Source organism: Ruegeria halocynthiae (genome assembly GCF_900106805.1).
Lineage (GTDB): Bacteria > Pseudomonadota > Alphaproteobacteria > Rhodobacterales > Rhodobacteraceae > Ruegeria > Ruegeria halocynthiae.
In genome coordinates this window covers 1,456,336-1,479,121 of record NZ_FNNP01000001.1, presented here as the reverse complement: position 1 = coordinate 1,479,121, position 22,786 = coordinate 1,456,336, and the positions used below count along the sequence as shown (strand labels likewise).

The following is a 22,786-nucleotide window of genomic DNA, read 5'->3' as shown; positions in this document are numbered from 1 at the left end:
TCGTTAAATCTGAATGGGGTTTTCTTTGGCGAGCGCATCGAAGCGCATCAAAGTGTCAATGAGGTCGCCCATTTGGTCGAGGTAAATCATGTTGGGACCATCACAGGGTGCGTTATCTGGATCCTGGTGGGTTTCCATGAAAACAGCAGCCGCGCCAACTGCAACTGCTGCACGCGCCATCACAGGTGCAAATTCTCGCTGCCCACCGGATGAGCCACCTTGCCCGCCGGGCTGCTGTACCGAATGGGTGGCGTCCATCACAACCGGATAACCAGTTTTTGCCATTTGCGGCAAAGAACGCATGTCAGCAACCAACGTGTTGTAGCCAAACGATGTGCCGCGCTCAGTTAGCAGGATATTTTGATTTCCTGTGCTCTCAATCTTGGAAACGATATTGGGCATTTCCCAGGGCGCAAGAAACTGTCCCTTCTTGACGTTGATAACAGCACCTGAATTGCCAGCAGCCAGCAACATATCCGTTTGGCGGCATAGGAAAGCGGGGATCTGGAGGACGTCAACCGCCTCGGCAGCAATCGCGCATTGGGCTTCAGTATGTACATCAGTCAGGACGGGAATACCCATCGTCTTGCGGATGTCGTCCAACACCTGCAATCCGGAATCGATACCCAAGCCGCGCTTGCCGGACAATGATGTCCGGTTTGCTTTGTCATATGAGGCCTTGAAGACATACTGCGCCCCGGCGGCGTCGCAGGCCTCTTTCATGGTGCCTGCGATCATCTGGGCATGATCGGCAGTCTCAAGCTGGCAGGGGCCAGCGATGATGGTCAGCGGAAGGTCGTTGCCAACCGTCAGATCGGCGATTTTTACATGTTTCATGAGTCTTACGAGGATACCTGTTCACGAAGGACCGACGCAGTAAGCGAGATCATCAGGTAGATACCAGCAAATAACAGGAAAGCCAAAATCGTATTTTCGAACTTGCGCGGATAACTGGGTTCCTGGCTTGGGACCGGATTCACCGAGACGGTCAGATAGCGTACTTTTCGGTTGGCTTCGGTTCGTGTGGATTCCATTTGCTGCATTGCCGTTTGCAGCATCATGTCACGGGCCGCTAGGTCGGCTTGTGCCATCTGAATTCGGACGCTTAAACGCGCAAGCGAGTTTTCGCCCGCCGAGGCATCCAGCATCTCGGCATTCAACTCTGCTAAAACCGCCTCAAGCCGTTCGATATCCGCGCGGGTACCCTCTACCTTGGCACTGTTGGGGCGCGAGTTATCGAGAAGGGCGGCCAGTTGAAGTTCTCTGTCCTGTAGCTCAATTTCAAACTGATCGATCCTGCCGCGCAGGCTGGCGATCACGCTTTGCGGGTCGAGTACGGCCCCCTGCAACTGCAGTTCGATCAGGTCTTCCTGCGCCTGTCTGCGTGCCTCTTGCGCGGCCTCAAAACTCGACAGAGCGTCGCGCATCTGGTCTTCGCGTTTCAATTCGGTCAGACCATTAATCCGCTCTTCAGCGTAGGATATAAGCCGTTTGGACCAATCGACTGAAATTTCGGGGCTTGGGGCTACAACCTCCATACGGATGACACCGTCGCTGGGGTCATATCCTATTGTGATCATGCGACTAAATAGTTTGTAGGCTTCTTCAAGCGTTGCATTGGCGGGCAACCGCTGGATCGGATCCATGCCATCTTGCTGAAAGAATTCGGCAAACCCGACATCCCGCTCGAGCCTTTCCAACGCGTCCTTGGATTCCAGAAACTCCTGCGTGGCAACGGAATCCTGCGCTGTGGCAAACTGGGTACCTGCCAGAAAACCACCAAAAGATGCCCCGCCACCGTCGGCTTGCAGGATCGAAAACACCGAGTCGCTGGCATACATGGGCGTTGCGACGCGATAAAAATAATATCCCACAATGAACGTAGGCAGAATGACAAAAACGGCCAATCGCGCGAACAATGCCGCAAGCTTGCGGCGGCGACGGCGGGCAATGTCTTTCTGGATTTGCCCGATCTCATATTCACGCCGTTCAGCGGGGCTGAGCTCCGGGCCGGGCAGGTTTTTCTGAGATTCTTTTGTCGTCTGAGGCAGGTTTATCTTGATGTTATCCTGCGCCGCGTCGTCACCGGTTGACTTGTTTTGTCCGGAACTCGCCAGATCCAGCAGGTTGGTGCGCTGAAACGGATCGATACCCTTTTTGCGCAACAGTCGGACCGCATCATAATCCGAGGTCGCCGCCAGCCCGTTCTTATGCGCAAGCCGCCGCGCAACACGCAATTGCCGCCCTGTAAGACCTTCGTGTTTGATTGCGTCCAACTCGGTGCCAGGCTGCTTGGCGTCGCCCTCCGCGTCCGCCCCCTGTGTCGCCTTGCGGATACGGGAAATGGCGTCCGAGCGCGCCTCGGCGGTGCCGGAACCGCGTGCCGCGCGGTCGGGATTATATTTCCTAGCCTTGGGTTTGGTAGTCATAGAGTTGCTTCGCCTCTTCCAAGGTTTCAAACATATAAAGCTGCCCGTCCACCAGAACAGCAGCCTGCCGCGCGAATTTCTCAAGAATCGAAGGGTTGTGCGATACGATCACCAATGTGGTTGTCCGCAGCTTCTCTTTCAGGATGTCGCCCGCTTTCTTGTTGAATTCCACATCGGTTGTCGAGGGCATCCCCTCGTCGATCAGGTACATGTCGAAGTCCAGAGCCAACATCAGCGCAAAGGTGAACCGTGCCCGCATCCCGGACGAATAGGTGCCAACCGGCTGACTGAAATACTCACCCAGATTGCACAACCAGCTACAATAGGCTTCGACATAATCGGGGTCCATGCCATAAATCTTGGCGATATAGCGCGCGTTCTCCAGCGCGGACAGGCGTTTGGCCACGCCGCCGGTGAAGCCCATGGGGAAGGATACCCGGCAGTCACGCCGGATTACGCCTTCATCAGGTTTCTCCAGACCCGCCATCATGTTGATCAACGTGGTCTTTCCGGTGCCGTTCGGGGCCAGAACACCAAGAGACGTACCCAGTTCAACCCGGAATGACACCCGATCCAGAATCACCTTGCGCCGTGTTCCGGTCCAGAAAGACTTACTGACATTGTCGAATTCCAGCATGTGGGGCCTGTGGTCGTTCCGTCTCAGTATGGTCCGAAGGCGTGAGTGCTACCGATCCATGTTGGCCACATTATGTCGAAATATGAAACAAATGATCAATGCGCATCCGGCGATATGACGTTGAAGTGTTGCTAATTCAGGTTTCGTTTGTGCACGAGCCGTCCATACCTATCTTGTTCAAATAGAAGTTTCGGAAACCCGATGGACCTATGATGTCGCTTACCAAGGAAATCCAAGCGTGCCGTCTGTGCACGGACAGATTTGCGCAGACCGCCACCGCGCATAAGCCGAGGCCGGTGGTCTGGTTTCGGCCCGGCGCGCGCATTTTGATTGCGGGGCAGGCGCCCGGTGCCCGGGTGCATGCATCGGGAAAGCCTTTCACCGATCCTTCGGGAGACCGGCTTCGGGACTGGTTGGGGTTGGATGAAAAGGGGTTTTACGACCAATCCCAAGTGGCGATCGTGCCGATGGCATTCTGTTTTCCTGGATATAACGAACGCAAGGCCGATCTGCCTCCGCCTCCGATATGCGGGCGCACCTGGCATGACAGGGTGATGAACGCGCTGGGCGATGTGCCGTTGACGATTCTCGTCGGGGGGCACGCGCATAAATATCATCTTGGCGCGCAATCCCCGGTCACCGAAACCGTCAGCCGTTGGCGAGACCATGCGCCGCGGGTCTTTGCCTTGCCTCACCCGTCCTGGCGCAATACGGCTTGGTTAAAGAAAAACCCCTGGTTCGAAACTGACCTGTTGCCGGTTCTGCAGCAGCGGGTGCAAGAGGTTCTGAATGACTGAGACCACCGCCCTGGATGCTGCACATGCCGCGATGCAGGCAGCCCCACAAGACGATACGGCGCGATTGCGGTTCTTTGAACGGCTTGCCGATAGCGAGTTGTTTCTGATGCTCACTGAAGAGGCCCAGGACGAGAATATTTCCCCGGAACTATTCGATGTGGCTGATGGCCGTTTCGTGCTGGTCTTCGATCTTGAGGAACGAATGGCAGAATTCGCAGGGTGTCCAGTTCCGTATGTCGCTCTGTCAGGGCGTGTTTTATCCGGAATGTTATCAGGTCAGGGGGTCGGGTTGGGCCTGAACCTCGAGACTGCGCCGTCGTCGATGTTGATCCCGGCCGAGGCGCTGGGCTGGTTGTCCAGCACGCTGCAGCACGGCCCGCAAGAGGTGCGGCAACGGTTGGCTGAATTTCACCCGCCCACAGGTTTGCCAGACAATTTGCTGACTGCGCTTGATGCCAAGCTGGCGACGGCGGCAGGCCTCGCCTCAGCGGCCTTTCTGGTTGGAACGAAGACCGAGGATGGTGGTCGGGGCCACCTTTTGGGTTTTGTCTCGGCGGTTGAAGACGCGCAGTCTGCGCTGGCGCGCGCTGTCTCTGAGGCTCTGACCTTTTCGGGGATTGAGGCGGGCGCACTGGATGTCGGTTTCTTTGAAGCGGACGAGCCGGCCGCCACCGCGCTGGCCAAGGCCGGACTTCGGTTCGATTTACCTCAGCCACAGAAGCCCCATATTGAAAGGGTCGCTCCGGGTAGTGATCCCGAGCGGCCCCCAATCCTGAAGTAACCAAGGGCGTTAGTCTGCCGCTTCCAATTTGTCCTGTGTGCGCGTTTCAAAGTCGCTTGCGTCGTGGCGTTCATGCAATTGCGTATGCGGTTCGCCAAAGGGACGGTTGACCATCCGGCCACGCTGAACCGCCGGGCGCGCGTCGATTGCTTTGGCCCATCGCATTACGTTCTTATAGCTTTCGACATCGAGGAATTCTGCCGCATCGTACAGGCGGCCCAGAACCAGTTGCCCGTACCACGGCCAGATCGCCATGTCGGCAATCGTATAGTCTTCGCCCGCGATATAGGTTTTTTCGGCCAATTCCCGATCCAGAACGTCCAACTGGCGTTTGGCTTCCATCGCGAAACGGTCAATCGGGTATTGCCATTTTTCGGGCGCATAGGCGTAGAAGTGACCAAAACCACCGCCCAGATATGGCGCGCTGCCCATCTGCCAGAACACCCAGTTCATCACCTCAGTCCGCTCGGCACCGCTTTTGGGCAGGAACTCACCGAATTTCTCGGCTAAGTGGAAAAGGATCGAGGCGCTTTCGAACACACGCACTGGGGTTTCACCAGAACGATCCCACAGCGCCGGGATTTTCGAGTTGGGATTGGCACCGACAAAGCCTGCGCTGAACTGATCCCCTTCGCCGATATTGACGAGCCACGCGTTGTACTCGGCACCTGTGTGGCCAAGCGCCAGCAATTCTTCGAGCATAACGGTGACCTTAACGCCGTTGGGTGTCGCCAGAGAATAAAGCTGCAAAGGATGCTTCCCTATTGGAAGGTCTTTGTCATGAGTGGCACCGGCAATGGGCCGGTTGATATTGGCAAATTGGCCGCCGCTTTCGCTGTCCCATGTCCAAACCTTCGGAGGGGTATAGGTCGATTCTTCGCTCATTTCGTGCCTTTCCTGCGTTACCGGCCAATGGACCGCTGTTGTCACAGCTAATGTTGCAGAACTTAAAGTCCAACCCCGAACGCAGCGAGAAATTTGTAACAATCCGCCCGGTACGCCTCACAATTCCTCGTTCATTTTCACAGCGGCGCGAGCGGGCCTTCGCGCCAGCCCAAAATTACCTATTGTCTGAACAGGCCCGCAGTTCGGGTGCCCAGTAACCGATAGGACATGAGGACAAATCACATGAAACGCTTTGCGCTGACCCTTGCCGCGACGATGGCCTTTGCCATGCCCGCTTTTGCCGGCGATCAATATGTTGATGGCACCGGGTTTGCTGTGTCAGGGTACGACGTCGTTGCCTATCGCGGCCTGAATCAGGTCTCCGTAGGTCAATCGCAGCCCGCGCCCGTTCGTGGCCGCAATGACATCACCGCAGAATACAATGGCGCAACCTGGGCTTTCGCGACCGAGGAAAACCGCGACAAGTTCCTTGAGAATCCCGCCCATTATGCACCACAATATGATGGCCACTGCGCCTATGGTGTATCTAAGGGCGGCAAGGTTCCCGCCAACCCGAACCTGTGGCGGATCGTCGATGACAAGCTGTATCTGAACATCACCGATGTCGTTGCTGGTTTTTGGGAAGAAGACGTTCCCGGCAACATCAATCTGGCGGAAGGCAATTGGCCGGGTATCGAGGCTGATGCCGCCTCGACCAGTGTGATCCCGAAATTCACGTCAGATGGCCCGATCTCAAACTGATTCTGTTGGATGCAAGAAAGCCCGGTCTCTGAGGCCGGGCTTTTTCGCTGGCGGGTTCTCTCACCCCGCCAATTCGAACATGTCCCGCATCTCTTGATCCGCCTTAAAGCGAATTCTCACGCTCGTGGCGCCGGGAAATTTTCGCTCTCGTATCGGGTCGGGAATGATAATTTCACCCGAGCCTGAACCCTTGGATCGAAAGGTCACGACCTCGGTCTCTGCTTTTCGGCAGCTGGCCAGTACCGACGTTGGCAATGCAACGCGATTTGCACCTTCGCAGACCGGGGAGGCGACGAAATAGGTCAGATCGCGTCCGAAACATCCGATCGCATCAGGCACATGGTCTGAAGCGGTGTCAGCACCATCGGTTGGGCCGGACCTCTCCGGATTAGAGAAATCTGCCAGCGTACGGCCAGGGTTCAACAGATCATGGCAGGCTTTGATCTCTTCAGCTGCCAGTTCTATGATGCGTTTCTTCAGGCGTGGGCGACGTGGCACGGAAGTATCCGAAGATCCCGTGCGGGTCATTCCTTCGCGGCGCAAGAAATCATAGGCAGCTTTGGCTTGTGAAAACCCTGAGTAATCGCCGCCGGTATGATCGGGATGGTCATGAAAGGCGACCTTGCGCCAAGCCTCACGTATCTCGTTTGCCTTCGCGCCCGGGAGCAGGCCAAGAACCTGCAACGCTTCGGCCCGAGCCTTTATTTTGCTCACTGGCTCCATACTCAAAACACTCGTCAAAACTACACTGGAGTCAGATTGCCAGCAGTCACGTTTTTGTCAAATTTTTTAGGGTATTGGGCTAAGTACCAGCAACAGTTTCTAAGTTCACGTCGAGATTGTCGCTTGTGCGGTGGTTAGGGACGGCAGGCGTGGTCACTCACCGTTTCCCCGGCGATTACGACACCGCCGGGAAATCTGGATTCAGGCAACGTTCTGCAGCTCTGTCTGAGGTGTAATACCCAATGCAAAGCAGACATCCCGGGTTAGTTCGGGGCGGTTGAGGGTGTAGAAATGCAGCTTGTCCACACCGCCTTCGATCAAGTCCGAGCAGAGTTCGGTGCAGAGCGCCGTGGCCAGAAGGTCTTCGCGGTCGTCACGGACCGCCTTTTCAAACGCGTTTTCGACCCAATCGGGAATATGCGTACCACAGCGTTTTGCGAAATTGCGCGCGCCTTTCCAGTTTTCGATTGGCAGAATTCCGGGAACGATGGGTTTATCGATCCCTGCTTTTTCGCAGGCGTCGCGGAATCGAAAGAAGGTTTCGGCCTCAAAAAAGAACTGGGTCAACGCTTCGTCCGCGCCTGCATCCAATTTGGCTTTCAGCCAGTCAACATCAGAGCGGGCGCTTTGTGCCTCGGGGTGGATGTCGGGGTAGGCACCGACACGAATGCTGAACATCTCGGTTTCTGCCAGCGCAGATATCAGTTCGACCGAATTGGCGAAACCTTCAGGATGGGGTTCGAAGCGGTCTTTACCTTTTGGCGGATCCCCTCGCAGGGCCACGATATCCTGAACACCTGCACGCGCGAAGGTATCAGCGATCTCAAGGGTTTCTTGCCGAGAGGCATCGACACAGGTCAGATGCGCGGCGACAGGTAGGCCCGAGGATTTATGCAAGGTTGCAACTGCATCGCGCGTCAGCTCTCGGGTGGTGCCGCCCGCGCCATAGGTGACGGATACAAAGCGCGGGTTCAACGGAGCCAGCGTCTGTACCGTATCCCACAGACGGAATGAGGCCTCCAGCGTTTGGGGCGGAAAGAACTCGAATGAAATCTCTGGCTTGGTCATCGTGGCCTCGTAACTGTCGTTTCCGCTCTTGTGCCATCTGGGGCTCTGTGAGACAAACTCATATTGTTCAACAACAACATGAATTGGATGGGTAATGCATATCGAGTTTCGCCACTTGCGGACGATCAAAGCCATTCATGAATGTGGTGGTCTGGCGCGTGCGGCGGATCAATTGAATATTACGCAATCCGCACTTAGCCATCAGATCAAAGGATTGGAAGATCAGGCCGGGGTCGAATTGTTCCTGCGTCGATCCAAGCCGATGAAGCTGTCTGCAGCCGGTCTGCGCCTGTTGCGGCTGGCCGAGCAGATATTGCCGCAGGTCGAGGCGATGCAGGAAGAGTTTTCTTCGCTCCGCGCCGGGCGCACTGGCCGGATGCATATCGCAATCGAGTGCCACGCCTGTTTTGAATGGCTGTTTCCGGTGCTCGAAGCGTTTCGTAAGTCGTGGTCCGACGTCGATGTGGACATACGTCCCGGCCTTGCCTTCGATGCCCTGCCTGCGCTGCAAAAAGAAGAGGTTGATCTGGTGGTTTCGTCCGACCCCGAAAACCTGCCGGGCGTCGAGTTCATCGAATTGTTCGACTATCAGGCCGTTTTTGTTGCGGCATCGTCGCATCCGTTGGCCGAAAAACCATTCATCGATGCCGAGGACTTTCGGGGCCAGACACTGATCACCTACCCGGTTGAACGGACACGTCTGGATTTATTCAGCCAGTTGCTGATCCCGGCGCGCGTTGAACCTGCCACGATCCGTCAGGTCGAACTGACGGCGGTGATCCTTCTGTTGGTGGCGTCCAACCGGGGTATATCGGTTTTGCCGGATTGGGTTGTGCGCGAGGTAAAGTACAACTCGGATTATGTGACTCGACCGCTCACCAAAGATGGGATCACCCGCAGTCTGTATGCTGCCGTGCGGTCTGACGACCTTGAAAAACCCTTTGTGCAAGAGTTGGTGAAACTGGCGAGAACCGAGGCGCGCAAGCTTCAGTTACAATAGCAGCAAATGCAGGGCAGCCATGCGCATCATTCCTCTTGGCAAGGGCGCATTGCCCCAGTATACGCGCGGTTTGACCGAACAGGAGCCTTTGGACAATGGTTGGCAGTGCAAATCTCAACATCATGATCAAGGCCGCGCGTAAAGCGGGGCGTTCTTTGGTCAAGGATTTTCGTGAAGTCGAGAACCTGCAGGTGTCGATGAAGGGCGCTGGTGATTTCGTGTCCAAGGCCGACATCGCCGCAGAAGCCATCTTGAAAGAGGAATTGCTGGGTGCGCGCCCGACCTATGGCTGGCTGGCCGAAGAAGGCGGCGCGATTGACGGCGAAGACCCAACCCGCCGCTGGATCGTCGACCCGCTGGATGGCACCACCAATTTCCTGCACGGCCTGCCGCACTGGGCAGTTTCGATTGCGCTGGAACACAAGGGTAAAATCGTTGCCGGTGTGATCTATGACGCCGCCAAGGACGAGATGTTCTTTGCCGAAAAAGGCGAAGGCGCATGGATGAACGACATGCGCATCCGTGTTTCTGGTCGTCATCGCATGATCGAGTCGATCTTTTCGACCGGCCTGCCGTTTGGAGGCCGCTCGGACCTGCCTGCGACCCTGCAGGACCTGGCCCGGCTGATGCCGGCTTGTGCAGGCGTACGTCGCTGGGGCGCTGCAGCGCTGGATATGGCCTATGTGGCCGCTGGACGGTACGAAGGATTTTGGGAGCGTCGCCTGAATGCGTGGGACGTGGCCGCTGGCATCATCATCGTGAAAGAAGCAGGTGGCTTTGTTCAGCCCCTGAACCCAAAAGGCAGCGTGCTTGAGGATGGTGAAGTGATCTGTGCCAACGAGCCCATCTTTGACACCTTCGCCAAAGTGATCCGAGGCTGAACGACCCATAACACCCCAAAGGTTGACGCGCGCCCGAATGGAGCGCGCGTTTATGTTTAGAAATCGACCTTAATCGCGATACCTTGTTCGACCGCAAGATCGACCACGGCGCTTGCGACAGCCAAATCCTGCAATCCGACGCCGGTTCCATCGAACAGGGTGACCTCATCATCAGATGTCCGCCCTTGATGTGTGCTGTTGATCACCTCTCCGACCTGTCGGATATCGGCTTCGGCTTTCGATCCGTTGGCGATTGCGTGCTGACATTCACCCAGCGTGATGGACTGAGCGATTTCGTCTGCAAAGACACTGGCTCGGGCAATCAGGTCTACACCAACCTCTTGCTTGCCGATTGTGTCAGTCCCCATGCAGGCGATATGCGTGCCGTCTGATACATGATCCGACATCAGGGTCGGCGCAAACGAAGATGTAATCGTGATGATAACATCGGCTTCAGTCATTCCGGACAGTTCAACAGCTTCAAAGGGCAGCCCAGCCTCAGCCGCAACTTCTTCGAGGTTGGGCAGCATCTCGGGATGCAGGTTCCAGCCGATGACCTTTTCAAAGTTGCGTTGCTCCAGCGCGGCGCGCAGTTGGAACTTGGCTTGATGACCTGCGCCAACCATGCCGATTACCTTGGCATCTTTGCGTGCCAGATAGTTGATGGAAACTGATGAGGCGGCCGCTGTGCGCAGTGCTGTCAGCAGGTTACCTCCGACCACAGCTTTCACCCGACCTGTATCCGGATCAAACAGGAAAACGGTCGATTGATGATTGATCAACCCATGTGTTTCCAGGTTATTGGGCCAGTACCCACCTGCTTTGAGGCCAAGCGTCATGCCCGCCTGATCAAACCCACCCTTGAAACCATAAAGCGCATCGGCATGGCCAATGGCTTCGCGCACGACCGGAAAGTTATAGGCATTGCCAGAGGCCATCGCGGCAAACACCTGTTCGATCGCCTCATAGCTTTCCTTGCGGCCCAGCAGGGCGCCGATTTCCTTTTCAGGAACGATGATCATCGATTATGCCTTTCGTAAGTTCAGATGATCGACCGTCAAAGAGACGGCCCGCACCGGGCCGCCGTTCTGTGACGTTCAATAGGCTTTGCCGCGTGCAGAGACCGGCCACAGTGCTTCGACTTTTCCGTTGCGGACGCCGACATACCAATCATGAACATTACAGGTCGGGTCACAGTGACCTGGCACCAGACGCAATTTGTCATTCACTTTCAATACACCTTCCGGATCACCGATGACCCCGTGCTCATCCGAACACTTGAGGTATTCCACATCGTCGCGCCCGAAGATGAAGGGCAGGCCGCTGTCCATCGATTGTGCCTTGAGACCGGCGTCGCAGATGGCTTTATCTGCCTTGGCGTGGCTCATAACGCTGGTCAGTATGAACAGTGCATTTTCCCATTCACCCTGATCGATCCGGTTGCCATCTTTATCCAGAATGCGGCCATAGTCTGCATCCATGAAAGCATATGATCCGCATTGCAGTTCGTTATACACCCCTGATTTGGCCTCAAAATAATATGAGCCCGTCCCGCCACCCGAGACCAGCGCGCAGTCGATGCCTGCGGTCTTAAGACCGTCATACGCGTCTTCGACCATCGCGATGGCAGCATCCAGCTTCTCTTTGCGGGCCTCATAGGTATCAAGATGCTGCATTGCGCCCTGATAGGCCTGTATGCCGGTGAACTTCAGGTTCGGCGCAGCGTCGACCGCCTTCGCAATCGCGACGACATCTTCTGTTGTCGTCACTCCGCAACGACCGGCGCCGCAGTCGATTTCAACGAATACTTCCAGCTCGGTGCCGTGGCGTTGGGCAGCGGCTGACAGATCGGCGATATTTGCGACATCATCAACACAGACGATCGTGCGGGCGCCCAACTGAGGCAGGCGCGCGAGTCGGTCGATCTTGGCCGGGTCGCGTACCTGATTGGACACCAGAATGTCTTTGATGCCACCGCGGGCGAACACTTCGGCCTCGGACACTTTTTGGCAGCAAACACCTACGGCGCCGCCCAGCTTTTCCTGCAACTTGGCCACGTCTACCGATTTGTGCATCTTGCCATGCACCCGGTGACGCATTCCGTGCGCCTTGGCATAGTCACCCATCTTTTTGATGTTCCGCTCCAGCGCGTCCAGATCGAGGATCAGGCAGGGCGTTTGAATTTCGCTTTCATCCATACCGATAGCGGCAGGGATGTCATAGCCAACTTCGAATTGATCAATGTTCATCGGTTTGTTCATCCTATTTCTCCTTACCCTTTCAACCAGGGCAGCTTGTCCAGATCCACGTTGCCACCCGTCACGATGACACCGACCCGTTTGCCCCGAAACGTGTCGGGGTTCTTGAGAATGGTTGCCAGCGGGACAGCCGAAGAAGGCTCCATCACCACCCGCAGATATTTCCAGGTAAGCTTCATCGCGTCGATTATCTCTTGTTCGGACGCGGTGAAGATGTCGGTCACGTGATTTGACACAAAGTGCCAAGTGTTTTCCTTGAGCGGTACCAACAGCCCATCCGCCACTGTTTTCGGAGCATCATCGGCGATGATGTGACCTGCTTTGAACGAACGATACGCATCGTCCGCCTGTTCAGGTTCAGCAGCATAGATCGCGGTTTCTGGCGATAGGTTTGAGACAGTCAGGCATGTACCTGAGACCATCCCACCACCGCCGATCGGTGCGATCACCGCATCCAGATCATCCGTCTGCTCCAGCAGCTCAGCGGAACAGGTCGCCTGTCCTGTGATGACGCGCGGATCGTTGTAAGGGTGCACAAATTCGCCCCCTGTTCGGGCTTGAACCTCGGCAAAAGTCGCTTCGCGGGAAGAGGTCGAAGGCTCGCATTCGGTGATCGTGCCACCATAGCGGCGCACCGCGTCCTTCTTGGCCTGTGGGGCGGTGCGTGGCATGACCACATTGCAGGGGATACCGCGTCGGCCCGCCGCATAGGACAGCGACAGCGCGTGGTTACCGCTGGAATGGGTGCAGACACCCTTGGTCGCCATTTCGTCGCTCAGACCGAAAACAGCATTGCTGGCTCCGCGTACTTTGAACGCGCCGGCTTCTTGAAAGTTTTCGCATTTGAAGAACAGCTGCGCACCGGTCAGGTCGTTCAGGTAGTCCGACGTCATGATCGGTGTACGCCGGATATGCGGCCTAATCCTTTCATGCGCTGTGCGCACATCCTCGATGGTCAGGTCAGCGGCTGGGATATGATCCAACATTAGGGTCCTCCTCAGGCTGCGGCTTGGGCGTGGCTGGACGAGCCAGCGCGATAGAATTCCTGTGCCGCGGCAACTCCGCTGCCCAGTTCCACGGGATAGTTCAGGTCAGCCATTGCCATTTCGATCGTGGCCAAGCCCGACAGGGCCATTACATCCGTCAGACTGCCCAGATGACCGATGCGGAAGGCTTTGCCATTCAACTCTCCCAAACCGATGCCGAACGAAACGCCATAGGTGTTGAAAGCGTGGTCGGTAAGTTCGTTGCTGTCAAATCCTTCGGGCACAATGATCGCGCTGACGGTTTCAGAGTAGAGGTCAGGTGATTGCGCGACCAGTTTCAAGCCCCATGCATCTACCGCGCGGCGCACACCTTCAGCCAGTCGTGTATGCCGGGCATAGACATTTTCCAGACCTTCCTCGAACAACATCTTCAGACTTTCGCGCATACCATAGATCAGCTGCAGCGGTGGTGTGTAGGGAAAGCCACCGGATGCGTTGGCCGCCATCATGTCGCGGAAATCAAAGAAGGTGCGGGGCAGGTTCGCGGTTTTCATCGCCGCCAACGCCTTGGGGCTGACGCACAGGATCGCCATGCCGGTCGCCAACATAAACCCTTTTTGAGAACCCGATACAGCGATATCGACACCCCATTGATCAAACTCGAATGGCATCGACGCCAGCGAGCTGACACAATCCACAAACATCATTGCGGGATGCGTTGCTGCATTCATGGCGTGACGTACCGCACTGATGTCTGAACGCACTCCGGTTGCGGTTTCGTTATGCGTAACCAGAACGGCTTTGATCTCGTGTGCATTGTCTGCTGAAAGGATCGCCTCGAACCTGTCAGCAGGTGCTCCGGTGCCCCAAGGGCATTCAACGACCTGCACATCCAGCCCATGCCGTTCGCACAGATCAATCCAGCGGTGACTGAATACGCCATAACGCGCGACCAGAACCTTATCGCCGGGGCTGAGCGTGTTGGTAACCGCCGCCTCCCAGCCACCTGTTCCGCTGGCAGGAAAAGTGACGATCTGGCCTTCGGCTGCGCCAAAGATCTTCTTTGTATCCTCTAGCACCGGTGCGAAAGTTTCAACGAAATCCGGCGCACGGTGATCTTGCGTCTGAACCTGCATGGCTAGGCGCAAGCGATCAGGAATGTTGGTTGGGCCTGGGATAAAGACCGGGTTTTGGTTCGACATAACTCAATCCTCTGCTTTGGGATTAAGTGTCGCTGGAACGGGTGTGTGTTGCAATTTTCTTGAAAAATATTTTCATTTTATCCACTAAATAGATAAGATACTGAAATAGGCTGTATTTTTGTTTCTCAATTTTGTTTCGTCAGAATGGCTATTTGAAAAACTTGAATCAGGGCGGACACCTATATCGAAGGGCGAGCTAGAAAATGGAGTCTCAGAAAAGGCCACGTGGTCGGCCGAAATCGCTGTTTAAGGAAAGTTCAGCCGGAACCATGCAGGCGCTGGACCGGGCGCTGGGTGTGCTCACGACAGTCGCGCAACTTGAACGTGTCGTATTAAGTGACTTGGCGCGCGAGGTCGATATACCGACCGCAACCACGCATCGCATTCTGGTGACGTTGCAGAAGCACGGGTTCGTTAGTTTCGACGAAGAGCGGCAAGAGTGGATGGTTGGCATCGAAGCCTACCGGACCGGAGCGTCTTTCCTGCGTCGCAATAACATCCTTGAAATTGGCAGACCGATCCTTCGTCGCCTGATGCTGGACAGTGGTGAGACTGCAAATCTGGCCGTACCGGACGGGCCAGAAGTTGTCTTTGTCGGACAGGTTGAGACGCAAAATCCCATCCGGGCCTTCTTTCCACCCGGTGCGCGAACACCGATGTATGCTTCGGGTACGGGAAAGGCGATTCTGGCCGCTCTGAGCGAAGACAGTCTAAACAAGGTGTTGGGTCAGACCGATCTGATTGCCTTTACCGAGAACACCAATCTGCCCCACGCAGGTCTGCAGGAAGATCTGGCTGAAACCCGTGCGCGCGGCTGGTCCTACGATCATGAAGAACGTTATGAGGGCATGTCCTGCATTGGCGCGGCGATCTTCAATGATCGGGGTGAACCCTGCGCAGGCATCTCAGTATCTGGCCCGACTGTACGGTTCGATCGTGAACGTGCGCCTGAGTTGGGTGCGCTGGTACGAAACGCCGCACAGGAGATTACCCACCTGAGCGGCGGCAGGTCGCCGGGCGGATGACCCACGACTACTTGCGCGGCACTTTTGGAATGCGCGATTGTGACAGCTTATATTGGTGTTCAGGGTGCGGCGGATGGCCGTGGGTGCGGTTCCAGAACCCAGAGCCTCCGCGCTTGAGCCAAAGAGGGACACACAGGATCAGGCCAACAAAGAACCCTCCGGTATGGGCCCAGTATGCGACGCCACCCTGATCCGGATTGCTGGACAGGCTTCCGAAGAACTGAAGGCCCAGCCACACCCCAAGCATGACAAAGGCCGGGATGGTGAAAATTCGGATATAGACGATCAGGATCAAAAGGATATCGACGCGCGCTTTCGGGAAAAGCAAAAGATAGCCGCCCATGACCCCGGCAATAGCCCCGGATGCACCAACTGTTGGCACGACTGAGCCCGGTGCTGAGATGACGTGAACCAGCCCCGCGCCAATCCCCGCCAGCAGATAGAAAATGAGAAACAGGACATGTCCCATCTCATCTTCAAGATTGTCGCCGAAAATCCACAGAAACAGCATGTTCCCGGCCAGATGCATCCAGCCCCCATGCAGAAACATTGAAGTCACGAGCGTCTCGAACCCATATCCGTCGGTGATCCGGGCTGGGATGACGGCATAGTCAAAAAAGAGTCGATTGATCAGCCGTGTATCCTCCATCATCCCCACGTAGCTGAGGAAGATCAGGATATTCGCGGCCATCAGGGCATAGACAACATACGGAGTACGCCCCGAAGGGTTATGATCGCGGATCGGAAACATGGCGCGACGCTGGGCTTTTCACTGCCCAGCGTCAAGGTCCGGTTATGCCACACCTCCCAAAAGGGCGGCATTGCCTCCGGCGGCAGTGGTATCGACGCAGACGTGACGTTCGCCCAGAACGCGGGCACGGTCAGGGAGGCCGGGGATCAAAGGGATGATCTGTCCATCGCGCCGGGAAAGGTGCTGCTCGATCTGGCGGGCGGTTTCGTCGTCACCCCACCACAGTACGCCCGAGAATCCGGTCAGGTGTTCAAGCCGGTGCAGATCCAGCGCACCGGTCAACTGGATCGCTGTTCCGCCTTGCGTCTTGACCGCATCCGCCTGAGCCTTGGCTGCCTCGGGCCCTGGCCCCATGCACAAAAGTGGCGCACGCGCATATTCGGTCAATCGGTTTGATTCACCGGTGGGACCGGGCAGCGATTGAGTGCGGGGTGGAGCAGGCTGCCCCTCGGGCGCGCCCATCTCTGCCGCACAGTTCCAGCTTTCCGACGACGCCTGCCGATCCGGTGCGCAGAACCGCGTCATATAGTTGGGGCCACCCGCCTTGGGGCCCGTGCCTGACAGACCCTCGCCACCGAAGGGTTGGGAGCCGACGATCGCACCAATCTGGTTGCGGTTGACGTATATGTTCCCGGCATGGATCGCTTCGGTCACATGCTGCACCCGGTCGTCGATCCGTGTATGCAGACCGAAGGTCAGGCCGTAGCCCGTTGCGTTGATATCGGCGATCACCCTGTCGATCTCCTGTGCCTTGAAGCGGGCGACATGCAGCACGGGACCGAACACTTCACGCTCCAGCGTCGAGATGCCTGGGATTTCGATCAGGGTTGGCGCGATGAATGTGCCTTCGGGTGGGGTGGAAAGTTCCTTTAGAACCCGCCCTTCAGTGCGGGCTTTAGCCACGTGATCGGCGATACCCTGTCGGGCCTGTGCATCAATCACCGGGCCACAATCGGTTGAGATCAACCAAGGATCGCCGACAAGCAGGGCGTCCATTGCCCCTTGCAGCATGGTCAGAACATCTTCGGCAATGTCTTCTTGCAAGTAGAGGCAACGTAGGGCTGAACACCGCTGGCCCGCCGATTGAAACGCGCTTTCGATGATGGATTGCACGGCTTGTTCGGGCAAGGCGGTGCTGTCGACGATCATGGCGTTCAAACCACCGGTTTCTGCGATCAGTGGCGTGCCGGGGCGCATATTTTGGGCCATCGCCGCCCGGATTTTCAGCGCAGTTGCGGTTGAACCGGTAAAGGCCACGCCCGAGACGCGTTCATCTGAGGTCAGCGCTGCGCCCACTTTTGGCCCGCCAGGCAGCAATTGCAGAGCATCGCGTGGAACGCCCGCCTCGTGCATCAGTTGAACGGCGCGATGCGCGATCAGCGGTGTTTGCGGGGCAGGGGCTGCCAGCACGGCGTTGCCTGTGGCAAGGGCCGCAGATATCTGTCCCGTGAAAATTGCCAGTGGAAAGTTCCACGGGCTGATGCAGGTGAATATTCCGGCGGGCTTGGCGGCTGGTATGTTGGCCGCATAGTAGCGCAGGAAATCTACCGCTTCGCGCAGTTCCGCAACCGCATCGGGCAGGGATTTCCCAGCCTCACGTGCGAGCAGGGCGAAGAGTTCCCCGTGGTTCGCCTCATAGAGATCGGCGGCGTTGTTCAGGATTTTAGCGCGGGTCGCAGCATTGGCATCCCATGGGCACGCGCTGGCAAGTGCCAGTTCGATGTCGGTCGGGCTGGCAGCGGCGACTGATCCGAGGTGGTCCTGTGGCTGCGCCGGATTGAAAACTGGCTCATCCGCCTCGGGATGCGCGTCACCCGACAGCAAGGGGCGGGAGTTCCAGTGATGGGCGTGGAACGCATCGCGCGCAATGTCGATCCGGTCCAGCGTTGGTGTGTGATGCAGATCGAACCCTTTTGAATTCGGACGCTCTGGCGCGAACAATTCAGGTCCGGTCGGCAGCGGTTTGTTGGGTGCCTGAACGGCTAGGAACGGATCTGTCGCAACGGTTTCGGGAGCCACATCTTCATCAACGATCTGGTTGACGAAGGACGAGTTCGCTCCGTTTTCAAGCAGGCGGCGCACCAGATAAGCCAGCAGGTCCCGATGTGCGCCGACTGGGGCGTAGATTCGGCAGCGTGAGTTCCGCTTGTCGCGCACGATCTGATGTAGCGTCTCGCCCATACCATGTAGTCGCTGGAACTCGAACGGCTGGTCGTCGGCCATATGAAGTATCGCACTGACCGTGTGGGCGTTGTGGGTGGCAAACTGCGGATAGATGCGGTCGGTCATGCCAATTAGCTTGCGGGCATTGGCGATATAAGACACATCGGTCGCTGCCTTTTGGGTGAAGACCGGGAAACCGTCCACACCCTCGACCTGAGCGCGCTTGATCTCAGTATCCCAATAAGCGCCTTTGACCAGTCGCACCATAAGTTTGCGGTCATGCCGTTCAGCCATCTCATATAGCGTATCCAGCACCAACCCGGCGCGCGGGCCGTAAGCTTGCACCACGATGCCGAAGCCGTCCCAGCCTGCTAGCGCGGGCTCGGACATGACCTCTTCAATGATCTGCAGAGACAGCGACAGTCTGTCGGCCTCTTCGGCATCGATGTTCAAACCCATACCAGCAGCCTTGGCCAGCAGTGCCAGCGCACGCAGACGAGGCACCAACTCCTCCATGACCCGCTGTTCTTGTGCCAGTTCATAGCGTGGGTGCAGCGCTGACAGCTTGACCGAAATACCGGGGTTTTCACGGATATCTTTGTGAGTGCAGGCCTCGGCAATAGCCGCGATGGCGCGGGAATAGGACAAGTGATAGCGTGCAGCATCAGCTTCGGTCCGTGCGGCCTCACCCAGCATATCGTAGGAGTAGGTGTATCCGTTGTCCTCCATCCCCTTGGCGCGCTTCATCGCGGATTGAATGGTTTCGCCCAGAACGAACTGGCGCCCCATTTCTTTCATCGCGCGACCCACTGCAGTGCGGATCACCGGTTCGCCCAAGCGTTTGATCGCACCACGTAGCGCGCCGACGGGAGAAGGCTTGTCTTCGTCCAGAACGCGCCCGGTCAACATCAGTGCCCATGTCGACGCATTCACCAGAGACGAGGACGACTGGCCCAAATGTTTGCCCCAGTCGGATGGTGCGATCTTGTCCTCGATTAATGCGTCGATGGTGTCAGCATCGGGAACGCGTAGCAGAGCCTCGGCCAAGCACATTAGTGCGACGCCTTCGTCGGTGGAAAGGCCGTACTCGGCTAGAAACACCTCCATCATGCCGGGCGAAGTGCTGGAGCGGATGTCGCGTACCAGCTGTGCCGCTGCTTCACAAATCTCAGTCCGGTCGGCCTGTGGCAGATCGGCTTGAACGATCAGCGCCTCCAGGACGGAGGATTGGTCGACGTAGGTTTGGGTATCGATTTTAGTGCGCAGATTGTGTGACATGTGTACTCCGGGGCTTTTGACTAATATACTCCTCTCAATGCAGGAGAATGGACCGATTTTTTCTGTATGTTGGTCGAAATGACTGTTTTGAGGACCGATAACATGCAAAACGACTTATCCAGCCTTGATCGCTTTGATCAGGCCATTTTGACGGCACTTGCCGAAGACGGGCGGATTTCTGTGACAGATCTGGCGCGCCGGATCGGCTTGTCCAAATCACCCACGCAAGCACGCCTCAAGCGGCTTGAGGCGGACGGGATCATTACTGGCTATCGAGCGATGCTTGACCCGATCCGCCTGGGGTTGGACCATGTGGCCTTTGTCGAAGTTCGTCTGACCGATACGCGCGAGAAGGCGCTGGCCGAGTTCAATGCGTCAGTGCGCAGGGTCGCCGAGATCGAGCAGGCCCATATGATCGCGTCCAACTTTGATTATCTGCTCAAAATCCGCACTCGGTCGATGAAGGAATATCGCACTGTTCTGGCCGAGAAAATCTCATCTCTTCCGCATGTTGCAAATACCTCCACCTTTGTGGCGATGGAGGCAGTGAAAGAGACAGGGTTGCTGGCCCCGCTAGAAAGCGGTTGACGTATTGGCCTTGGAGCTCAGTTTAGAGAGGATGAAATACACATTTGCCATTACCCTTCTTGCGGTTTCTGTTGCGCAGGCCGCTGCCGATTGTCCGGCGGCGCTAGATCATGTCTCAGGGATCGACGCCCTGATTTCGCAGGTGCAAAGCGCCTCATCCGAGCGCGAGGCGCGAGGCATTTCAGGCCAGATGTGGCAGCTTTGGACTGATGCCCCTGATGCCCGGTCACAAACGCTCTTGGATCGCGGAATGTCTATGCGCGAGTCGTGGAATCTGGCGGGTGCGCTGGCTGAGTTAGACGCTCTGGTCGCCTACTGCCCAGAATATGCCGAAGGGTATAATCAACGTGCGTTTGTCAACTACCTACGACAGGATTACGGCGCCGCTTTGATTGATCTGGATCGCACTATTGCGCTTTCGCCAAACCATGTCGCAGCATTGAGCGGCCGAGCGTTGTCACTGTTGGGCCTCAAGCAGCTGGAGGAGGCGCGCACGGCATTGAACCACGCTCTTGAGCTAAACCCGTGGCTGGCCGAACGTTCCTTGCTTGCACCTGGTGGGCTGCTTGATCCGCCAGGCGAGGATATCTGAACCAAGGCAGAAAGCCCCCCCGAACCGGAGTTCAGGGGGGCTCGGATTGAACAGGATGCTTAGCCAACCAGCCCGTTATCGGTGCGTTTGATCGCGATAACCGATGACCGGGGCGTGCCGCCATCGGGCCAGTTGCTGCCCGGATGCTGGATGCCGACAAACATGGTGCGAAGGTCGCTCGACCAGGCCAATCCGGTGACTTCACAACCCTTGGGGCCGGTCATGAAGCGCGCAATCTCGCCGGTAACAGGGTCACCAACCAACATCTGGTTGTTGCCGTTGCCTGCAAAGTCTTCTTCGTTGTTGTCTTTGCCATCTGTTTGAATCCAGACCAGACCCGTCGAGTCGATCGCCATGCCGTCTGGCGAGTTGAACAGGTTGCCTTCGTTCACGTTCGCTGAACCAGCGCGGTTATCCGAATGTACAGTCGGGTTTCCGGCCATGACATAGAGATCCCAGTCAAAATCTGTGGCTGCGTGATCTTCATCTGCCGGGCGCCAGCGTACGATCTGACCGTATTTGTTAGCGTCACGCGGGTTGGGGCCGTTGGCCGAGGTATCATCTCCACCGGCGTTCGGCTTCACCCCCCGGTTCTTGTTGTTGGTCAAACAGCAATAGGCCTCGACTGTAACAGGGCTGGAGGCCACCCACTCCGGACGATCCATGGTGGTTCCGCCTACAGCCGATGCGGCCATACGGGTGAATATCAGGATCTCGGCCGCGTCCATGCCGGTGGTTTCCGGTGTCAGAGGCAGCCATTCACCAGTCATGTCGTCATTGAACTTGGCGACATAGAGTGTGCCATCATTCAGTAGGTTCCCGGTGTCGTCACCTTGCACATAAGCGGCGTTTGAGACGAACTTGTAGAGGTACTCTCCACGCTCATCGTCACCCATATAAACCACCACGCGACCATCTGCCGCCAAGGCGACCTCGGCATTCTCATGCTTGAACCGACCCAGACCGGTGTGCTTGACCGGCGTGCTGTCTGATTTGGTTGGATCAATTTCAACGATCCAACCCGCGCGATGTGGTTCATTTGGGTTTTTCGACGTGTCAAAGCGCGGATCGAACAGCTCGTAACCATTCCAGCTTTCGGCTTTCACGCCATAACGTTTGAAGCCGTCGGTGGTTTTCTGGTCATAGCTGGCGTTCTCATCGCTCGAGCCGAAATATCCGTTAAAATTCTCTTCGCAAGTCAGGTAGGTCCCCCACGGTGTTTTGCCCGCGCCGCAGTTGTTCAATGTGCCCAGAGATGTTGTGCCCGTTGGATCGGCTTGGGTGCGCAGCAAGGCATGACCGGCGGCGGGGCCGGCGATTTTCATCGGAGTGTTATGGTGGATGCGGCGGTTGAAGGGGCTGTCCTTTACGATCGACCAACCTTCCGGCCCTTCGGTGATTTCCATGACGGTCACGCCCTGAATGTTCTGCAGCTTCAGAACATCGTCAGCGCCTGCGGGAACACCATCCTGCGACGCGGGCAGGTTGATCTTGCGGTTTGGGTATTCGTGATTGATCGCGATCAACTCGTGACCTTGGTACGAAAATGTCTCCATCCCGTCAGTGTTTTCACCGAAGATCTTGTCGGACCTCTCGACCGGACCGCCATCGGTCAGGTCATAGCCGTCTGCTTCGGAAAACAGCGGATCGCCCCAGCGCATCAGCATCTTCCACTCATACCCCTCGGGTACGTGAACTTGACCATCGGTTTGCGCGGGAATCGGTGTGAAGGCAAAGCGCGATGCCTCAACAGCCTGTGCCGAGGTAGAACTCAGCAGGCCCGTGCCGATTGCAGCCGCACCTGAACCAAAGGCTACGACGCCTGCCAGAAAACCACGGCGGGAAATGGCACTTTCGACCACTTGGTCGAAATCGTTTTCTTCCGGGCGGGGGAAGTGCAGTTCGTCCCAGTCGTCGGCGGACATATTTGTGGGATCGAGGTCTTTCATGGATAGCTCCTGGCTGTCTGAACTCAGATTC

At 56.8% G+C, this 22,786-nt stretch carries 21 protein-coding genes; 8 read left to right on the top strand and 13 right to left on the bottom strand.

The genetic code is table 11. From position 1 onward, the window contains the following. Positions 1-3: 3 nt before the first annotated feature. Genes kdsA through BLU89_RS07425 form a run of 3 tightly spaced genes read right to left on the bottom strand, consistent with a single transcriptional unit; the run spans position 4 to position 3,066 of the window. Positions 4-837 (bottom strand): 3-deoxy-8-phosphooctulonate synthase, encoded by an 834-nt coding sequence (gene kdsA, locus BLU89_RS07435; protein ID WP_074735686.1) that lies wholly within the window; start codon positions 835-837, stop codon positions 4-6. A gap of 5 nt (positions 838-842) precedes the next feature. Further along, the gene (locus BLU89_RS07430) at positions 843-2,429 is read right to left on the bottom strand and encodes a KpsE/RkpR family capsule polysaccharide export protein (RefSeq protein ID WP_074735684.1); all 1,587 of its coding nucleotides are present in this window, start codon (positions 2,427-2,429) and stop codon (positions 843-845) included. Further along, positions 2,407-3,066: an ABC transporter ATP-binding protein gene (locus BLU89_RS07425; RefSeq protein ID WP_074735682.1), complete on the bottom strand. Its 660-nt coding sequence runs from the start codon at positions 3,064-3,066 to the stop codon at positions 2,407-2,409. Before BLU89_RS07425 ends, BLU89_RS07430 begins: the two co-directional genes overlap by 23 nt. Before the next feature lie 209 nt (positions 3,067-3,275). Between BLU89_RS07425 and BLU89_RS07420 the strand changes: the two genes are divergently transcribed. Together BLU89_RS07420 and BLU89_RS07415 are read left to right on the top strand one after the other, a co-directional pair. Then, positions 3,276-3,863 (top strand): uracil-DNA glycosylase family protein, encoded by a 588-nt coding sequence (locus BLU89_RS07420; protein WP_074735679.1) that lies wholly within the window; start codon positions 3,276-3,278, stop codon positions 3,861-3,863. Then, positions 3,856-4,644 carry an SseB family protein gene (locus BLU89_RS07415; protein ID WP_074735677.1) on the top strand — a complete coding sequence of 263 codons (789 nt, stop codon included), beginning with the start codon at positions 3,856-3,858 and terminating at the stop codon, positions 4,642-4,644. The genes BLU89_RS07420 and BLU89_RS07415 overlap by 8 nt, the downstream gene beginning before the upstream one ends. Before the next feature lie 9 nt (positions 4,645-4,653). Here BLU89_RS07415 and yghU read toward each other — a convergent pair whose 3' ends face one another. Beyond that, positions 4,654-5,529 carry a glutathione-dependent disulfide-bond oxidoreductase gene (gene yghU / locus BLU89_RS07410; RefSeq protein WP_074735676.1) on the bottom strand — a complete coding sequence of 292 codons (876 nt, stop codon included), beginning with the start codon at positions 5,527-5,529 and terminating at the stop codon, positions 4,654-4,656. 243 nt (positions 5,530-5,772) lie between these two features. Between yghU and BLU89_RS07405 the strand changes: the two genes are divergently transcribed. Next, positions 5,773-6,291, top strand: coding sequence for a YHS domain-containing (seleno)protein (locus BLU89_RS07405; RefSeq protein WP_074735674.1), 519 nt, complete (start codon positions 5,773-5,775; stop codon positions 6,289-6,291). A 60-nt stretch (positions 6,292-6,351) separates the two neighbouring features. Here the strand turns inward: BLU89_RS07405 and BLU89_RS07400 are convergent, their stop codons facing one another. Beyond that, positions 6,352-7,014, bottom strand: a complete 663-nt coding sequence (locus BLU89_RS07400) for a J domain-containing protein (RefSeq protein WP_074735672.1) — start codon at positions 7,012-7,014, stop codon at positions 6,352-6,354. Positions 7,015-7,215: 201 nt separating this feature from the next. Continuing rightward, positions 7,216-8,082 (bottom strand): methylenetetrahydrofolate reductase [NAD(P)H], encoded by an 867-nt coding sequence (gene metF / locus BLU89_RS07395; protein ID WP_074735670.1) that lies wholly within the window; start codon positions 8,080-8,082, stop codon positions 7,216-7,218. A 94-nt stretch (positions 8,083-8,176) separates the two neighbouring features. Between metF and BLU89_RS07390 the strand changes: the two genes are divergently transcribed. Together BLU89_RS07390 and BLU89_RS07385 are read left to right on the top strand one after the other, a co-directional pair. Next, a complete protein-coding gene (locus BLU89_RS07390) occupies positions 8,177-9,082 on the top strand; it encodes a LysR family transcriptional regulator (protein WP_074735668.1) in 906 nt (301 codons plus the stop codon). Between the two features lie 95 nt (positions 9,083-9,177). Continuing rightward, positions 9,178-9,963, top strand: a complete 786-nt coding sequence (locus tag BLU89_RS07385; RefSeq protein ID WP_074735666.1) for an inositol monophosphatase family protein — start codon at positions 9,178-9,180, stop codon at positions 9,961-9,963. Between the two features lie 56 nt (positions 9,964-10,019). On the opposite strand, the gene bhcD is transcribed toward BLU89_RS07385, so the two are convergent. From bhcD to bhcA, 4 genes are all read right to left on the bottom strand, one after another. Beyond that, positions 10,020-10,985: an iminosuccinate reductase BhcD gene (gene bhcD, locus BLU89_RS07380; protein ID WP_074735664.1), complete on the bottom strand. Its 966-nt coding sequence runs from the start codon at positions 10,983-10,985 to the stop codon at positions 10,020-10,022. Between the two features lie 75 nt (positions 10,986-11,060). Next, entirely contained in the window at positions 11,061-12,224 is a 1,164-nt protein-coding gene (gene bhcC, locus BLU89_RS07375; RefSeq protein ID WP_074735662.1) for a 3-hydroxy-D-aspartate aldolase BhcC, read from the bottom strand. Between the two features lie 11 nt (positions 12,225-12,235). Next, on the bottom strand, positions 12,236-13,207 hold the full coding sequence (gene bhcB, locus BLU89_RS07370; protein ID WP_074735660.1) for a beta-hydroxyaspartate dehydratase BhcB: 972 nt from the start codon (positions 13,205-13,207) through the stop codon (positions 12,236-12,238). An 11-nt stretch (positions 13,208-13,218) separates the two neighbouring features. Then, positions 13,219-14,409 carry an L-aspartate--glyoxylate aminotransferase BhcA gene (gene bhcA, locus BLU89_RS07365; protein ID WP_074735658.1) on the bottom strand — a complete coding sequence of 397 codons (1,191 nt, stop codon included), beginning with the start codon at positions 14,407-14,409 and terminating at the stop codon, positions 13,219-13,221. 203 nt (positions 14,410-14,612) lie between these two features. Between bhcA and BLU89_RS07360 the strand changes: the two genes are divergently transcribed. Next, the gene (locus tag BLU89_RS07360; RefSeq protein WP_074735656.1) at positions 14,613-15,434 is read left to right on the top strand and encodes an IclR family transcriptional regulator; all 822 of its coding nucleotides are present in this window, start codon (positions 14,613-14,615) and stop codon (positions 15,432-15,434) included. A gap of 7 nt (positions 15,435-15,441) precedes the next feature. Here the strand turns inward: BLU89_RS07360 and BLU89_RS07355 are convergent, their stop codons facing one another. Together BLU89_RS07355 and putA are read right to left on the bottom strand one after the other, a co-directional pair. Beyond that, positions 15,442-16,185: a rhomboid family intramembrane serine protease gene (locus BLU89_RS07355; RefSeq protein WP_074735654.1), complete on the bottom strand. Its 744-nt coding sequence runs from the start codon at positions 16,183-16,185 to the stop codon at positions 15,442-15,444. A 42-nt stretch (positions 16,186-16,227) separates the two neighbouring features. Beyond that, positions 16,228-19,626, bottom strand: coding sequence for a bifunctional proline dehydrogenase/L-glutamate gamma-semialdehyde dehydrogenase PutA (gene putA / locus BLU89_RS07350; protein WP_074735652.1), 3,399 nt, complete (start codon positions 19,624-19,626; stop codon positions 16,228-16,230). 102 nt (positions 19,627-19,728) lie between these two features. On the opposite strand from putA, the gene BLU89_RS07345 reads away from it, so the two are divergent. Together BLU89_RS07345 and BLU89_RS07340 are read left to right on the top strand one after the other, a co-directional pair. Next, positions 19,729-20,214, top strand: a complete 486-nt coding sequence (locus BLU89_RS07345; RefSeq protein WP_074736474.1) for an Lrp/AsnC family transcriptional regulator — start codon at positions 19,729-19,731, stop codon at positions 20,212-20,214. 31 nt (positions 20,215-20,245) lie between these two features. Next, positions 20,246-20,806, top strand: a complete 561-nt coding sequence (locus tag BLU89_RS07340) for a tetratricopeptide repeat protein (RefSeq protein WP_074735650.1) — start codon at positions 20,246-20,248, stop codon at positions 20,804-20,806. Between the two features lie 59 nt (positions 20,807-20,865). On the opposite strand, the gene BLU89_RS07335 is transcribed toward BLU89_RS07340, so the two are convergent. Beyond that, the gene (locus BLU89_RS07335) at positions 20,866-22,755 is read right to left on the bottom strand and encodes a PhoX family protein (protein ID WP_074735648.1); all 1,890 of its coding nucleotides are present in this window, start codon (positions 22,753-22,755) and stop codon (positions 20,866-20,868) included. Positions 22,756-22,786 lie beyond the last annotated feature (31 nt).